General features: G+C 34.0%; 17 protein-coding genes and 1 pseudogene. 5 read left to right on the plus strand and 13 right to left on the minus strand.

Annotated features, from left to right (window positions below):
• Positions 1-184 precede the first annotated feature (184 nt).
• Positions 185-739 carry a helix-turn-helix domain-containing protein gene (locus AC1DEF_RS26500; RefSeq protein WP_028409913.1) on the minus strand — a complete coding sequence of 185 codons (555 nt, stop codon included), beginning with the start codon at positions 737-739 and terminating at the stop codon, positions 185-187.
• 113 nt (positions 740-852) lie between these two features.
• On the opposite strand from AC1DEF_RS26500, the gene AC1DEF_RS26505 reads away from it, so the two are divergent.
• Both AC1DEF_RS26505 and AC1DEF_RS26510 read left to right on the plus strand, forming a co-directional pair.
• Positions 853-1,437 carry a LysE family transporter gene (locus tag AC1DEF_RS26505; protein WP_097825306.1) on the plus strand — a complete coding sequence of 195 codons (585 nt, stop codon included), beginning with the start codon at positions 853-855 and terminating at the stop codon, positions 1,435-1,437.
• A gap of 202 nt (positions 1,438-1,639) precedes the next feature.
• On the plus strand, positions 1,640-1,816 hold the full coding sequence (locus tag AC1DEF_RS26510; RefSeq protein WP_097825305.1) for a DUF8096 family protein: 177 nt from the start codon (positions 1,640-1,642) through the stop codon (positions 1,814-1,816).
• 45 nt (positions 1,817-1,861) lie between these two features.
• Here AC1DEF_RS26510 and AC1DEF_RS26515 read toward each other — a convergent pair whose 3' ends face one another.
• Entirely contained in the window at positions 1,862-2,089 is a 228-nt protein-coding gene (locus AC1DEF_RS26515) for a helix-turn-helix domain-containing protein (RefSeq protein WP_097825304.1), read from the minus strand.
• A gap of 310 nt (positions 2,090-2,399) precedes the next feature.
• On the opposite strand from AC1DEF_RS26515, the gene AC1DEF_RS26520 reads away from it, so the two are divergent.
• Together AC1DEF_RS26520 and AC1DEF_RS26525 are read left to right on the plus strand one after the other, a co-directional pair.
• Positions 2,400-2,864 (plus strand): hypothetical protein, encoded by a 465-nt coding sequence (locus AC1DEF_RS26520; RefSeq protein ID WP_097825303.1) that lies wholly within the window; start codon positions 2,400-2,402, stop codon positions 2,862-2,864.
• Positions 2,836-3,018 (plus strand): hypothetical protein, encoded by a 183-nt coding sequence (locus AC1DEF_RS26525; RefSeq protein ID WP_141425894.1) that lies wholly within the window; start codon positions 2,836-2,838, stop codon positions 3,016-3,018. The genes AC1DEF_RS26520 and AC1DEF_RS26525 overlap by 29 nt, the downstream gene beginning before the upstream one ends.
• Positions 3,019-3,375: 357 nt before the next feature.
• On the opposite strand, the gene AC1DEF_RS26530 is transcribed toward AC1DEF_RS26525, so the two are convergent.
• The 3 genes from AC1DEF_RS26530 to AC1DEF_RS26540 all read right to left on the minus strand — a co-directional run bounded on the left by AC1DEF_RS26530 (position 3,376) and on the right by AC1DEF_RS26540 (position 5,914).
• Complete coding sequence (locus tag AC1DEF_RS26530; RefSeq protein WP_097825302.1) at positions 3,376-3,945, minus strand: MerR family transcriptional regulator; 570 nt, start codon at positions 3,943-3,945, stop codon at positions 3,376-3,378.
• A gap of 321 nt (positions 3,946-4,266) precedes the next feature.
• A complete protein-coding gene (locus tag AC1DEF_RS26535) occupies positions 4,267-5,136 on the minus strand; it encodes a hypothetical protein (protein ID WP_097825301.1) in 870 nt (289 codons plus the stop codon).
• 22 nt (positions 5,137-5,158) lie between these two features.
• Positions 5,159-5,914, minus strand: a complete 756-nt coding sequence (locus tag AC1DEF_RS26540) for a ParB N-terminal domain-containing protein (RefSeq protein ID WP_097825300.1) — start codon at positions 5,912-5,914, stop codon at positions 5,159-5,161.
• 158 nt (positions 5,915-6,072) lie between these two features.
• Here AC1DEF_RS26540 and AC1DEF_RS26545 point away from each other — a divergent pair.
• Positions 6,073-6,156: pseudogene (locus tag AC1DEF_RS26545) on the plus strand.
• A gap of 26 nt (positions 6,157-6,182) precedes the next feature.
• On the opposite strand, the gene AC1DEF_RS26550 reads toward AC1DEF_RS26545, so the two are convergent.
• The 8 genes from AC1DEF_RS26550 to AC1DEF_RS26585 all read right to left on the minus strand — a co-directional run bounded on the left by AC1DEF_RS26550 (position 6,183) and on the right by AC1DEF_RS26585 (position 12,743).
• Positions 6,183-7,469 carry a replication protein gene (locus AC1DEF_RS26550; RefSeq protein ID WP_097825299.1) on the minus strand — a complete coding sequence of 429 codons (1,287 nt, stop codon included), beginning with the start codon at positions 7,467-7,469 and terminating at the stop codon, positions 6,183-6,185.
• Between the two features lie 1,168 nt (positions 7,470-8,637).
• Positions 8,638-9,129: a hypothetical protein gene (locus tag AC1DEF_RS26555; RefSeq protein WP_097825298.1), complete on the minus strand. Its 492-nt coding sequence runs from the start codon at positions 9,127-9,129 to the stop codon at positions 8,638-8,640.
• Positions 9,129-9,386, minus strand: a complete 258-nt coding sequence (locus AC1DEF_RS26560) for a hypothetical protein (protein ID WP_097825297.1) — start codon at positions 9,384-9,386, stop codon at positions 9,129-9,131. Before AC1DEF_RS26560 ends, AC1DEF_RS26555 begins: the two co-directional genes overlap by 1 nt.
• A gap of 262 nt (positions 9,387-9,648) precedes the next feature.
• A complete protein-coding gene (locus AC1DEF_RS26565; RefSeq protein ID WP_255255820.1) occupies positions 9,649-9,918 on the minus strand; it encodes a helix-turn-helix transcriptional regulator in 270 nt (89 codons plus the stop codon).
• Positions 9,919-10,106: 188 nt separating this feature from the next.
• Positions 10,107-10,265, minus strand: a complete 159-nt coding sequence (locus AC1DEF_RS26570; protein ID WP_176521355.1) for a hypothetical protein — start codon at positions 10,263-10,265, stop codon at positions 10,107-10,109.
• Between the two features lie 283 nt (positions 10,266-10,548).
• Positions 10,549-11,298, minus strand: coding sequence for an ABC transporter ATP-binding protein (locus AC1DEF_RS26575; protein ID WP_097825296.1), 750 nt, complete (start codon positions 11,296-11,298; stop codon positions 10,549-10,551).
• A gap of 233 nt (positions 11,299-11,531) precedes the next feature.
• Complete coding sequence (locus tag AC1DEF_RS26580) at positions 11,532-11,918, minus strand: GntR family transcriptional regulator (protein WP_176521354.1); 387 nt, start codon at positions 11,916-11,918, stop codon at positions 11,532-11,534.
• A 78-nt stretch (positions 11,919-11,996) separates the two neighbouring features.
• Complete coding sequence (locus AC1DEF_RS26585) at positions 11,997-12,743, minus strand: ABC transporter ATP-binding protein (RefSeq protein WP_097825294.1); 747 nt, start codon at positions 12,741-12,743, stop codon at positions 11,997-11,999.
• Positions 12,744-12,784 lie beyond the last annotated feature (41 nt).

Below are 12,784 nucleotides of genomic sequence, written 5' to 3' on the forward strand. Positions count from 1 at the left end.
ACTACAAAAAGGGACAATGTATTAAAGAAAAGGGATTCATCCAATCTGTTGATTCCCTGGGGAATTTGTTTATTTTTATCGATGAAGTATTTGAATTAAAAAACAAAATGAAGTTAAGTGAACTAATTGATGTTCGTTTCCAGTAAGGCCACAGAAATAAAATCTCGTTCTTGAAGAACGAGATTTAAACTGGATAATATATAATCATACTTAATTTAGCTAATGTTTTTCCGCGATTATAATAAGAATGAGCTCTATCAGCTTTGAACCTAATAGCATTCCCACTCTTTATCGTATATTCATTGCTATTTACACTTATAGTGAGTTCGCCTTCAAAGACAGTTATGAACTCTTCAGTCCCTTCCCTATGCGAATCAGCGTCTAGAGATCCACCTTCTTCTATTTCTACAGAATAAACTTCAAAGCGCCTATCATCCTCGAAGGGAAAATAAGGGTAGACTTGATATTTTCCGTTGTCTTCAGATAATATTTGAATGTCGGTTTTTGAAATGACTTTGGTGTCTGGCTGAGGATTATTTATTAATGAAGTAAAAGAAATTTTTAATCCATTAGCTATTTTCCAAATAGTTGTAATTGTAGGACTTGATTCTCCTCTTTCGATTTGCCCTATCATTGTCTTGCTTACCCCAGTTAATTCTGCAACTTTTTCGAGACTTAATTTCTTACTTTCTCTAAAATTTTTTAGGTTTTTGGCGATAATAAGATTTATTTCCTCCATAAATACACTCCTATCACTATGTACAATATAACGACCATAATGTAAAATAAAAAGCACGACGTTATATCGTCCTTTTTGAACATTATAATATACATATTAGAGGAGGTACAAATATGCCATTATTATCATTTTTGCTATATATTTTTGTGACCAGTTTTACCCCTGGTCCTAACAATATTATGGCCATGTTATTTGCTAACAAATACGGTTTGAGAAAGACTACAAAATTTTGTTTAGGAGTAGGTGCAGGCTTTCTTATAGTAATGTTGTTATGTAGTTATTTTAATCTTTTACTCAAAAATTTTATTCCAAAAATTGAATTTTATATGAGGATCTTAGGTGCGATCTATATGATGTATCTAGCTATAAAAATTATTAGTAGTAAAAATAATGATAAAAATAACGATGAAGACAAGAATAGCAGTTTTTTCATGGGAATGCTTTTACAATTTATAAATCCAAAAGGTATTTTATATGGCATAACGGCTATAGCGACCTTCATTCTTCCATATCACGATTCAAATTTTAGCTTAATAATGTATTCGTTATTTCTAGCTTTTGTGGGGTTTGTAAGTACTTTCTGTTGGAGCTTATTTGGTTCAGTTTTTCAAAAATTCCTCTCAAAGTATAGAAGACAGTTTAATGTAATAATGGCTTTATTATTAATGTATAGTGCAGTCTCAATTCTTATAAAATAAGTTTCTTATTTAATTAAGGATACATTTTAACATCGGAATAATTTTAACGTTGTAAATATTCGTTTTGTTAAAGGGTCAGTACTTGTGTTATGCGAAATATTAACCCTTTGTCGGTCGTTATAACGTATATATCGTACTTTGTATTACTTTAAAGATATAATTTGACAAGTTCAGATAATAACATAAGAAGTGAGTGAAAAACATGGAAGAGAAACAGCAGGAAGAAATCGATCTTGATAAAGTGTATGACTATGCTGAATTTCCGGATAAGGTTAGTGGCCGATGCGATAACTGCAACTCAGCTTACTTCAAAAGTTCCGTAAAAGGTGGCGTTTTCTTACGTGAATGTAGAGAGTGCGGGATGAAGAAGAGTATATAAAATTGGACAATAAGAAAGCCTTGTTATTACATATAACGAGGCTTTTTACATTGAAAAAAAATCATCTGGCCCTTTACTACGATCAATTTTTTTAACCTGATCCATTACCTTTTTCAGTACTTTTGGAGAAGGAGAATAATTTTTTTCATTACACATGGTTGAAACTGTTGCTCTTGAAACTTTACTTGACTCAGAAAATTCAGCTTGTGTGATCCCCTTTTTATCAAGCCACCTGCCAAATTTACTACGTTTAGGGTTTTTCCACCAAGACATGAAACCACTCCTTTTTGTTACCATCCTTTCCTTTTTTAAATGCTTTTATACGAATTTAGATGCTTTTATATACTTTTAGACATAATGGACAAGCCTTACCCAATATACTTTATCAAGGTATCAGTAAGGTGCCTAAAGACATCACGAATGGAGTGTTTAACATGACAAAAGAAATGGCAATCGTCTTAAAAGACCTGAAAGGCGTCTTCCTTACACAAGAAGGTAAACGCTTATTAGATATCATTTTAAAAGAAAACGTTAAAAACAAAGGAATCTGAACGGTCAAAACTTTATAAGGAGGTTATTTTCTATGGTTTACCGCACAACTTTACGATGCAGCGATATTTATCGTACATATCTAGATAAATTATTTCAATCTACTTCCCTAGATCGCACACAAATTATTAGATGTGCTCTTTTTACAGCACCTTCTAACCCTCAATTTTTGGATTTAATGCAGCAATTTCAATATAGACATCAAGATGACATCGCTCCCCCCTCTTTCGATTTATGGCACTTTTCAGACCATTATTTATGGTTAGAGCAAGATCCAATCATAAAAGAAAGGGAGAGATTACAAGATGATGTCAGTCAAAGAAAAGATTCTTCTCCAATCAATGCTAAATACTTTGGATCACCAAGAAATAGTGAATCACTATCAATTAAAAAAGAAACGGACCAGCAATATAGACGTCAGCAATCGATTACGGGATCATCAAGGCAAGTTTCTTCCATACGATCATCAAATGGAGGAATCAAACTCGATTTGCGATGATGAAGAAATAGAGTTGCAGCGCAATTTTAAGGTGACTGCTATTCCTGGATCTTACAACAGCTATTCTATTGATGATAAAATGAAGCGTGATTGGAGTGGAAATATTTATTTATTATGCTTTTTAGGGGTTCTAATCATTTCATACATCAGTTAGATGTCAACGCATGAATAATGTCGATATTTTCCTCATAATCATATAGCATGAATACAGTTAAGACCGCCTTATACACTATAAGTAATGGGCGGTCTTTGTTATAGATATTCGTATTCAAATAGAAGCAAGGGCTTTTTTCGCTTTATAGCTTGAAATCTTGTATATAGTATCTTCTTTTTAATTTTCGTTCTATGAACATCACTGTAACAGGATTTGAACGCTCTTTTTGCCCACGAACACTATGTGTTATTTTTGTGTTCGGAAACTCTTGACCCCTTGTCACTACTAGATTTATAGCGTTCTCGATACTGCGTTAAAAGTAATGGGAAATCGATATTTTAGATGCATATAAAATTCTTACTTACGATTAAAGAGACGGCCCCAAAAGCTAGAGGGAGGTTCTTCTTGCGCCGCAGCAACTTCTAATCGACGTTGTTCCATACTTGCATTCATTTGATTTATTAATTTATGGTCTCGTTGTTCTATAAGATTTTCCATTTTTTTATACACAGCTTCTGCAGTTTGTGCTGAAACTTCAGCTGCAACTTTCGCTGAGGTTTCTTCAATAATCCCACGAGTATATTGTTCCAATTCCTCTCTAGTGAATGTTACTGTAACAGGATTTGAACGCTCTTTTTCTTCACGAACACTATGTGTTATTTCTGTGTTCGAACCCTCTTCAACCCTTTTCATTACTAGCTTTGCAGTGTTCTCCACACTGTGTGTACGTTCTACTAAAACTTTGAATTCTGCTATAATGTTAATATCGCGTTCGTAGTAGATTCGTTGACCGTTCGTCCCCTTATTATTTCGTTCAAATTTATAACCGTTTTCTTCTAATTCAATTGCCCACTTACGCAAAGTGTTGGGATTAAGATTTAATTTTTCACACACCTGTTTAGCAAAATAACCTAATTGTTCGCTCAACAGTATCCACTTCCTTTCTTTGTTACTCATTCGTTCTTTTAACGATATTATCCTGTTCTTTTAACGTTCATATTATAGTAATTTTACGTTACAATATCTTTTTAGTTGAACTTAAGTGAAACTAGAGTTTATAAAATTACAAACACCTTAAAAATCGCCTTCTTCAAGTTTAACTTATGTTGAACTTGTGTTTGTTTAAAAGATTACTGATTAATTTGTTCAAAAAATACCTCTGTATAGAATAACACACAGAGGCATTTTAAGATTATTATAAATTTGAAATGGGATTCTCTTTAATTGAAGTATTAAACTAATTTCCCTTTAACTGTTTGATTGTAAAAGGGGAGAGACAATACGTTCATTTGATAGGTATGTCTTTTCCTTTGAGAATAGCTTTAATCCCATAATATCGGGATGAATCTGTACAGTGGCAGAACGATAACGCAACCCGTGATCTTCTACATTAGGAAATTTATCATTGAGCTTCCTATTATACTCAGGTTTAAAATAATTGATTAGAGCTGCCTCAGTTGCATCTAAGATCTGATTATTTAATTCCAGAGGGGGATTCTTTGTTAGCTCTTGTAGTTGAACTAGATCTTCGTCCTCACTGTCTATTTCCTCTAATAACTGTGATTTGAACTCCAATAGTAGAAGGGCTAGATCTTTTTCTGGATAGTCACGTAAAATATCTGCTTCTACCTTCTGTAACGTAGGATCAGACATTAACTCTTCAGCAGGAAGACGTTCTCCATTTTCTCTAAATGCTTGCCCAATATAAACAATCTCTGTATCTAAGTAATACTTTGACTCCTCAAGATAGACATGAAGCAGATTTAACTCAATAGGCCCTTTCTCCCAACCTGTGAATACCATCGCTTTACGTGGCTTCTCATAGGCAAATTCAAACTTTCTGTGATCAAATTCTGGCATATCATCTGAAATAATAGAAATGTCCAGCGTCTCTCTGGAAGTATGTTCTCCTGTCCCAACGATTACGTCAAAACGTATATAATCTTCAAAGAACTGGATAGAATCTTCATCTATACTTAATTTTGGTATGAGTGTAGCCACGTAAATATTATACCTTCGATCATCTGGCGATAAATAATCTAGATCAAAAGGGTAACTCATGCTTAGATGATAAGCCCATGTTTGCAGCCCATAGTCTGACATATATTTAGTATTCATAGCTCCCTCCTTAGATGGTACGTTATTTTTGAAAGTCATAGACAACCGGAACGTTGTCCATTTTCATGGTTTTGGCCACAATATAACGACGATATCCATCCTTTAAAACCTTCGTTTCTTTCTCAATCGTTAACGGCTTGTCAAGGTGTCCTGTACGCTTCACAAATTCAATGACTTCTTCTGTTTTCACAGGGTTTGGACGTGTCTTTAAGAAGGCTTCAGGAACGATAATGTCATCAAAACCCACGACATCCTTTGTCCCTTTTGGCTGAATAGGTTGTTGCTTCATTTGAGGCGCAGCCTTTTTCTCCTGAACAGGTGTTTCGTTCACTTTTGGCTGTACCGTTTTCGCTTCTTTTGCTACAGACTCTTGTTTTTCTGCCTGCTTGGTAGCTGCAACCTCTTGCTGTGCCTTAGAGACTTCTTGTTTCGCTTCTCTTTTATCGTTTGAGTCATTGGCTTCTTTATCGTTTTTATTCGGGAGAACGGTAATCTGGAAACAGATAACACCTATTTCGCCAGGGCATTCATCAATTGGAATATCTAGCGTTGGTTCCCCTTGAATTAAGATTTTCTCATGCATAATACTCTTTTTTGTTAGTCCGGTTTTATTAAATGCTTTCTTTGCAACAAACACGGTATACGAAATAAACGTACTCTTCTTTAACCCTTTAGGCGCAGAAGGTGAACCTTTTTCTCGCATATCAAAGGCAACGTAACGGTCATATTCTCGTAAGGGTCCTGTCGCAGAACCTGTTAGGGTCATTTTATGTGGCATAGTGATCTCCTCCTACATAGATTTATATATTGATTATTTAGAAGTATGTTCTAAATAATAATACTCTTAATAAACATCAGCTTCCAAGGGATTTCTTCACTTTTTACATGTCCTCCTGTCGTGCATATAAACAGAAATTATGCACATACTTTTAGTATGGACTTGTAGCTCAATTGCAGAGCAGCCAGTCGTATTACACTATACAACTTGGTTTCTTGCAGGTTCAAATCCTGCCAAGTCCTTATTATCTTCTGACTACTTTTAAAAATTAAGAAGCTGGTTCCTTTAAATTAGCATGTTCGTGTAAAAAAGCTTGTTCCTCTGGTGTTAAGGCTTGTCCTAGATCTTGTTTCAGCTGCGCCATTTCGAACGAACTGTACGTAGTACTGTGTTCCTGCAGCAAATTTTCTTCTTCTGGCGTTAGTTCTTGCCCTAAATCTTGCTTTAATTGGATCATTTCAAGCTGCTCATCTAGAGAAAGAGCTGTATCTTGTGTACGCTCTTTTTGCTCCTGTTCAGCTTTTAACCAAGCAGGAACGATTTCCTTACGGATGATATGTTTAGGCGTAAATAGGGCTGCTGTTTCAGCCTCAGTATGTATGTCGGACTCAGATGATTGTTCTTCTGTATTCCCTTTAAGTAGATTAGTAAATTGATTATAAGCAATTTGATAAACTAAACGGCACATTTCATCCAGTGATAGGGTAGTACCCTTATGATTCGCCTCATGGACATATTTATCTAAGCCTACAATGGCTGTATAAGCGACTTCATGAACTTGTTCTTTCACAATCTCAATCTCTGTATCTCGTTTTACGGCTTTAGCTGCATTTTGAATACGAGCATAAAAGTCTTTTAGTTGATGACCATATTTACTTGCATACACATTATTTACTTTTTTAGGAACACCTTTGATATAAGCAAATGCCTGTGAAGCAGATATTAAATGATTAGTTAAATGATTTTTAGGTAAATCAAGGTTAATAAAGGGGGACGATGCTTTTTCGTCCTCAAAGATTGGTGTATCAACGTTTTCATCACTTTCTGGACTTGTCACAGGAGTTGTCACAGGAGTTGTCATTTCTTCTTGTTGAAGCGTTTGGACACCTGTTGTGTCATGGTCAAAAAAGATTTCCTCACAAATTTGATCAAAATTCGTATGGCTTTTAAGGATAAATACATAGCTATCAGGATGAGCACCTGTTGTATCTTCTTTGATATAACGTGCCACAATCATAAACGGTGTTTCCTTTAATGATTTTACAAAGCGAGAAACGGTACTTTGAGATACATCAAATTTTTTCATGAGTGTTTTTGAGTGAATCGCTTGAATGCCTGTAGCAACAAGGTTATAAATCACGTAATCTAACATTTCCATCCGTTTTTTAGGGAATACTTTATGTAGGGCTACTTGTTGTTGTTTAAAGTAAGTACGAAGGGTTTCTAAAAACGCTTCTTTCTTTTTACGAAGGGTCGGTTTTTCTTTCCATAACCAAGTGAATCGTCCGTTGAAGGTATTTACATCTTGTAAATAGCAGGTAAAAAGCTTTGTCATTTGTTCATCTTCTCCTTTAAGGAACACAAAAAAGACACTGTTTCCCTGAAGAAAGGAAAACAATGCCGTGATTTTGATGAACTAAGCCCTTGAAATAGATGTCAATTTCGTATAAAATAAAGCCATAAGTTTTATTTTATACAAAACTACTCTATTAACAAGAGACTTCGACAAGTGTTTTCCCTACCGTAACTAGGGGGAACGGTTTAAGAGTGCTGATACACTACTTAAACAGTTGAAGTCTTTTTTCTATCCGCACGTTTTTGTTAGTTTTATTATAGCGTTAACTAGTCTCATAATTCAATAAAAATTAGCAAAATATATCAAAACAAGTATTTTTAGCTACGATCCGTTTGTTATTTCTTTGGGGATCGACTTCATCATAGCTGAATTTGTGGAATCTGGGGAGGGGTATTTTTTTACCCCTCCCTAAGTACTTAAAAGTATGTTATAATGCTACATTTTTGATAATGTTAATGGTTTGGTAATTCGTTCACCTTTAATGATAATGGTAAATATCTATCCTGGGTAGGGTGATTTTTTGTAGTCCTTTTTTGGTAAAAGGGGTGAGAAAAAATCACCCTATTCAATATGCTCATAATGTGGTATGGGTAGCTTTTAGCTATGAATTCAGAGGGCTGATTTCCCCCTAAAAGATAGTACAGAATGTTTCTTTATTAGATATATATAGATTATAAGTTGTTCCTAAGTTGAACTCGCTCGTTTAGATTTAAAAATAGAGGAGTAAACGACTTGGAAATGTTAAAAAGCAATGCCCTAATATATAGCTAGTTTAATCTTTACTGTATTGTTTATGAGAGGGAGGTGTATAGTTTAGCCTGTTCCTTATGACAGCTCTAAAAGATTCTTACGCTTTGTATAAGCCCCTTTAATGTCTTCTGAATAGTTTATAACACTCTTTAGATTGTCACAGGCTCACAACGACTTTTAGAAGCCTTAGCATCAAATTATATAGTTTAGAAGGTTCCTGATGAAACAACCGTAGTGGATCTGCCAAAACATACGCATGAAAGCTAATTTTCCTTATAAATGTCGTTTTCAAAATTATCAACTAACAAAGCTTCTATCAGTACAAATCTTCTTTATTTTATTCCACTATAAAGAAAAGGGAAAAGCAGGCCTGAGCCTGCTCTCATAACCTTTAAGGTTAATCTTCAAACAAGTGGTCCATTTCTTCTGCTTCTTCCCGTTTTCTTTTTTCCATGAACTGCATTCTTTCCTCTTGAATCTGATGTAGCACGATTCTTTTGGCCTTCTTAGTAGCTTCTGTTTCATCGAACTGTGTTGACTTAAACTTCTGAATATTTAAGTGGTCATATAAGTTATTGACTAGCTCCATTAATACTCGAGTGTCTATTTGTGTATTCTTTGTAGTTTCTTTTACCTCACTTAACTCACTGTCTAAGTACTGGTAAAATCCACTCGCTCTTTTCAGATAAGCCTGACCTATTGCGTCAATTGTAGCAGCGTCTAAAAATGTTTCATCGGGCTCATTATTTTTTAATCGTTCATATTTTCGAATGATATCTGCAATGGCATCCCCTGGGAAACGATAGCCTCTTTCTTTCATATGTTTATGAAGGTATTCATCAGCCTCTTCACTTAAAGAAATCATTCTTCTGTGTTTGCTCGCTGTCATTATTCGTCATCCTCCCCAAAGAGTTTATTAAATGTACGATCCATATTTGTCATCGCATCTGAGCATCTTTGCATTGTATCTATCGTTCGGTTATACAAATCATCAATAGCTTGTTCTTGCTTTTCTACTTCTTCCATAATGGATAATGTTTCAATTTGTTCTTTCAAAAAAGCTTGTCTAGAAAGCCCTTTTTCTTTGGCTAAACGATCTACTTTACTCACAGCAACCGGACATACATTTCTCACTTTAATCTCCATGTTTGTTCTCCTTTTCTGTGTTTTTATTGCATCAACATAAAAAACGTAAAAAACATCTTGAAGAGCATAAGGGGTTTTTGCCCCCACAGGGTGTGTGGGGCTAGGCAGAGCCTAGCTTTACCGTGATACCACGAAATTTGCTTAGGTGCACACCTTAAGGTTCCTTTCTGAGTATATAGTGTGGATATAAAGTCCCCTTTACAGGTAACTTATGGTGTATATTCTGATGATGTGAAGTCCCTCTGAAGGTAACGTCAGTTTATCAAGATTGAAGAATTTTTCTTGGTGATTCGTACTCTAAATGTTGAAATTTTTTAATGGCTTCTTTCATGGAGGATACACCTAATTTGCTTATAATAGTTTGTCTTTGTGATTTGATTGTGGCTTCTTCTTTAGACAGAATCAACTGCATTTCCCGTCCAGAATATCCATCTAAAGCAAGCTCAAAAACTTGCTGTTCAGCAACCGTAAATTGATTAAGAAATACTTTTTCTTTAAGGATTTTGCATTCCTCTTCTACATTTTTAGACAAGCAACTTCGTCAACTAAATCAGATGCCATACTCAAAATATGTTCAATTCCCATTAAAAGTTTTTCACTTTGATCCATGATAAGCCCTCCTGTTTTTTGAGGGCAACCCATGTTATAATAGAAGTCCTTACGAGTTCTACATGGGGTGCTTTCCTGGCAGGGAAAGTGCCCTTTTATTTTGTTTTTTATCTACTTCTTTGAATCTTTAAAGAGTTCTTTCTCCAAAAGTTGAACAAGAAATTCTTTTTTGCTCACGCCTTCTTCAATACACCTCTTTGCAAATTCTTTGAACAATTCTTCGGGAATATCAGCATTTAAACGCTTAAATCCAGCCGGTGTTTTAGTCATATAATCCCTCACACTCTTTAAATACAAGTCACTCAAATGAGTGACTTGTATTTAGTCTAAAGGATATAATTACCATGTTCAATAATTTTATGTTCTTTTTTATATCTGGAAATTGAACATTGTTCACTATATTTAGATCTTTATTCCATAGAGAACCTACTATAATGGCATTGCTATGAATAAGAAGGATTATAAATAAAAGAAAGGTAGTTATTGAAAGGTTAAACAGTCATTTGTTTCTCTCAAATTTATTTTAGTGTAGAAGTAGCCAGTTAATATTTTCTTATACTCCACTTAATAATCTTTGTACTTGTAAAATATCTTTGAAAAGATTTGTCCGCACTTCTTCTCCTCTGTACAATTGGGTGTATGTCTGACCATCTTTTATAAAGATAATTCTGTTACAATAGCTTGCTACTTCAGGGTCATGTGTAACTATTACGAGAGTAACATTTCTTTTCTTAACTATTTTGACTAATTTGTTTAATAAATTAATTGTGGCAATTGAATCCAGATTACCAGTAGGTTCATCAGCAAATATAACCTTAGGCTGATGAATAATGGCTTGTGCTAAAGAAGAAAGTTGTATTTGTTCCTTAGAGATTTCAATTGGATATTTATCTTTCAGCTCGAAAATCCCTAGCTGTTTAGCTAACACCTCAAATTTTTGATTAGCTTCCGTATAAGGAGTTTTGGCTATAGATAGAGGTAAAAGAACATTTTCCTTCACAGTAAGTGTACTTAATAAATTGGAATCTTGAAAAATAAATCCAAGTTGTTTTTTTCGAAAACCTGCTAAATGTTTTTCTTTCATACTACTAATTTCGATTCCCTCAAACTTAATGATTCCTCCACTAATTTTCTTAATAGAGGAAAGGGCGTTAAGTAAAGTTGTTTTTCCCGAACCTGAAGCTCCCATAATTCCTAGAATTTCACCTTCTTTAACGTTAATATCTATGCCTTTTAATACCGCTTGCTTATTGAATTTATTTCCATAGCTTTTATGGATATTATTTGCCTCTATTATATTCATAGATATACTCCATTTCTGTATTTAAATAATTTCTGAAAAGTCTATTTTTATTATAAAAAAAATTCATGTTATTTCCATCTTTTTCCCGAACAAAAAAGCAAAGCATGTGACAATTTTGTCACATGCTTTGCTTTTAAAGAAGGTGATTTAATTTAAAAAGATGATTAGAAATCCAACATTTTTCCTCATGTGTAAATTCTAATCTTAAAATCTATTATTTTATAAATAAATTCCTAAATGTCTTTTGAATATTTTCCATATATTTTGTTGCTGAAATATACAAGTGATGACAATTCTTCCGACTTCGTACCCAAGTATAAAATTTCGGTAAATAATTTTAGTATTTCTTCTTTTAAAACTTCTACTCTTATGTTTTTATTGGCCTTATCGCATTTATCAATATACTTGCCTTGGCCTTTTAACGTATAAATATAACCTTGATGTTCTAACTGGTTGTATGCTTTTTGTACGGTATGAATATTAACACCTAAATAATCAGCAAGTGATCTTAGTGAAGGAAGAGGCTGATTTTCTTTATACCGTTGATCAATAATTGACTGTTTTATGTAGTTAGCTATCTGTTCATAAATAGGCTCTTTCTTACGTTGATTATACTTCAAAATATAAACTACTCCCTGTAAAAGTCATAAGAAAAACTCCCTTACTATTTGGATCTAAATTGGGTTTGTCGGGGCCTTTTAAGATTCTCCTTCTAATGTAGATAATAAGTTAATAATTTTTTGGTGAAAAATTTTCTGATTTCCATCGCTGTAAATCTCATTGTAAAATTTCCCATCTTTAATAAAAATAACTCGATTACAGTAGCTTGCTGCTACAGTGTCATGTGTTACCATCATCATCGTTGCATTTTCTTGTTCATTTAATTGCTGTAATAATAGCATTACATCTTTTGAGGCTTTTGAATCTAAATTTCCTGTGGGCTCATCTGCTAGTATAAGTTGGGGAGAGTGAATAATAGCACGTGCAATTGCTGTTCGTTGCATCTGTCCACCGGATATTTCATATGTTCTTTTCTTTAAAATAGTATGAATACCGAGTTTTTGTGTGACTATCTCCACACGCTTGTTCATTTCTTTCACGTTAATTTTATCGAGAGTGAGAGGTAACAGGATGTTTTCCTCTACTGTTAGCGTATCAAGTAAATTAAAATATTGAAAAACAAATCCTAAATCACGTCGACGAAACAAAGAAATATCTTTTCGACTTAATCGATGGGGTTTTTTTTTATTAATTATCACTTCGCCAGAATTGGGAGAATCGATTGTAGAAACCATATTTAAAAGAGTGGTTTTCCCACTTCCTGAAGGTCCCATAATTCCTACAAACTCTCCTTTTTGGATAGAGAATTCAACACTATCTAATGCTTTATAGGGTACTTTACCCTCATAAATTTTTGTTAAGTTCTTCACTTCTAATATGTTCATAAATACACTTCCTTATCATCATTCTTATTCCCTGTGATAGT

Source organism: Priestia sp. 10L35 (genome assembly GCF_056395685.1).